3 protein-coding genes are annotated in these 2401 nt (G+C 69.0%); 1 reads left to right on the forward strand and 2 read right to left on the reverse strand.

Annotated features, from left to right (window positions below; genetic code table 11):
• Window positions 1-579, forward strand: a 579-nt coding sequence (locus tag AC08OX_RS03940; protein WP_476606556.1) for a DUF4234 domain-containing protein, incomplete at its 5' end; no start/stop codon positions are given.
• A 229-nt stretch (window positions 580-808) separates the two neighbouring features.
• Here the strand turns inward: AC08OX_RS03940 and AC08OX_RS03945 are convergent.
• Window positions 809-1246 carry a DUF3052 domain-containing protein gene (locus tag AC08OX_RS03945; RefSeq protein ID WP_011437440.1) on the reverse strand — a complete coding sequence of 146 codons (438 nt, stop codon included), beginning with the start codon at window positions 1244-1246 and terminating at the stop codon, window positions 809-811.
• 219 nt (window positions 1247-1465) lie between these two features.
• Window positions 1466-1870 (reverse strand): secondary thiamine-phosphate synthase enzyme YjbQ, encoded by a 405-nt coding sequence (locus AC08OX_RS03950; RefSeq protein WP_476606557.1) that lies wholly within the window; start codon window positions 1868-1870, stop codon window positions 1466-1468.
• Window positions 1871-2401: the final 531 nt, after the last annotated feature.

Genomic DNA, 2401 nt, shown 5'->3' on the forward strand with positions numbered 1-2401 from the left:
CACGGATACCCCGCCCGGGAACCCCACCCGATCGACGGGCCGGGCACATCCACCGGCGGATTTCCGATCTATGCGTTTCGTGAGTCTCTGACAGACCACGAACCGCAGCAAGGCTACCCCGCCACCCCCGACTACGGGACACCGGGCCTGGCCGGACCACCTGGTTCCCCCGACACGTTCCAGGGGTCCGGCCTACTCGGGAGGAGGCGCAACCCCTTCGCGGTGTGGCTGGGCCTTCCTCTGATCACCCTGGGTGTCTACCCGTTCGTCTGGATCTACCGGACGAACAAGGAACTCGCCGAGTATGACCGGCGCATCGGGGTGAACCCGACGCTGTCGCTGCTGGCCTTCCTGATCGGCTGGGTAATCATCGTCCCGCCGTTCGTCGCGGCTTGGCGACTCGGCACCCGCGTCCGCGACGCCCAGCGTGCGGCCGGGGTAGCCGAGACGAATCCGGTCCTGGCCTTCGCTCTCTTCCTCATCGGCGGCGGCGCGCTGGTCCTGCAGTTCGGAATCAACCGCATCTGGGACCGCTACCCCGGGGCGGTCGAGGGCCAGCAGGTGCCGCTCTACCGGTGACCGCCCGCCGCCCGGCCCACCTGGAGCGCCGCCCACGGCGGCGAGAGGCGCCCATACACCCCACGTACGTCCCGGAGGCACGCGAGCACGGCGGTGCGCGCCTGCCTCGACCCGGACCCCGAAACCGGGGGAACCGGCCCGAACCGACCAGGCCCGGCCGAACCGGACCGACCAGGCCGAACCGGACCGGACCGAACCGGCCCAGCTGGGCCGGACCGGGCACCCTGGGTCAGCGGTGACGCACCCGCTGCGACTTCGGCGCCGCCAGCCGCTGGCCGGACCACTCCTGGGCGACGCTCAACGTGCTGGTCTGGACGAGACCCGCGGTGGGCACCGCGTCCAGCACGTCACTCGGCTCGACATGGCCGGCACGCCCGGCCTTGGGCGTCAGCAGCCAGATCACGCCGTCGTCGGACAGCTGCCGCCGTGCGTCGATGAGGGCGTTCGCCAGGTCCCCGTCATCCTCCCGCCACCACAGCAGGACGATGTCGACGACGTCGTCGGAGTCCTCGGGGACAAGCTCGGTCCCGCTGGCGCTCGTGACGGCGTCCAGCAGGTCCTGGGCGATGTCGTCGTCCTCGTTGAGCGACTGCACCTGGGTCCCGGCGGAGACTCCCAGCCGCTCCGCTCGGCGCTGACCCTCGGCGTTCGCCGCGGTCGGACTCACCCTCCACTACCTCCTGCTCGTATGTCGACGCTCCGCGTAGCCGCGAGGGCGTCCCGTCTCGGTGGACGCATCCAATGATGATCCTCATCGATCGGTGCGCCTCGACCTAGTCCACCGGACCTTCCGGTGACTGCGCAAGTGCCACGCCGTCGGTTGTGGACAGGCGACGGCGTGGTCAGCCTGATGTGACTCCCCGCCAGTACCCCGGAGAGAGCGGAATCATCCCGCCAGGAACGACAGCCGGACCGTTCGATCGGGGTTGTCCACGTTGAGGTCCACCAGCGCAATGGACTGCCAGACCCCGAGCGCGAGGCGGCCGTCGATCACCGGGACCGCCAACGAGGGCGGGATGATGGCCGGCATCACATGCGAGCGGCCGTGACCGAGCGTTCCATGTGCGTGGCGCCATCTGCCGTCGGCGGGGAGCAGATCCGCGAGCGCCGCGAGCAGGTCGGCATCACTACCGGAGCCCAACTCGAGGATGGCCACACCGGCCGTGGCATGCGGCACGAAGACCGACAGCAACCCACCACCGGAACCGGCAAGGAACCGCCGCGCATCGGGCGTGAGATCCACCACACTTTCTCGCCGGCCGGTGCGCACGGACAGCATCGTCGTCTTCATCCGGGTCTCCATCAGGGTGATTGTCCACCACGGCGGGGCCCGGCATCGGCCGCACTACGGACGACATGCCAACAACGCACCGCACATCGCCCAGGTCCCGACCCGGAAGTAACCAAGACGTACGTGACGAGGCAGCTGCGATAGAGCACGATGGTCCATGACAGGCCCGTTCTCCGGGTGACCCCCCTCGGCCACCGAGGGTCGGCCGATCACCCAGAGCACAGGCGTCGTATGGGATGAGCGAGCGGCCGGGATGCGGCGGCGCATTGATCATGCATGTTTCCACCCCGGTACGTTGCAAAAGTGACCACTGGGCCGACGATCATACGATCAGGACCTTTTCGCATGGTCGCGACGGCCCCGGGAAGCTCGAGGAGCAGGAGAAGGCGTGGCGCAGGACACACCCCGGAAGTTCTCGGTCATCACCGATGGGCTACCGAGTCAGCTGCCGGATATCGATCCCTCCGAGACCAGCGAGTGGCTGGAGTCGCTCGACGCCGTCATCGAGGAGTCCGGCCGCGGCCGGGCCCG

The organism is Frankia sp. CoBUL1, from assembly GCF_978021245.1.

Coding starts and splice junctions, on each gene's coding strand:
- AC08OX_RS03950 (WP_476606557.1), bottom strand. CDS start 1,870: ATGAAGACGACGATGCTGTCCGTGCGCACCGGCCGGCGAGAAAGTGTG.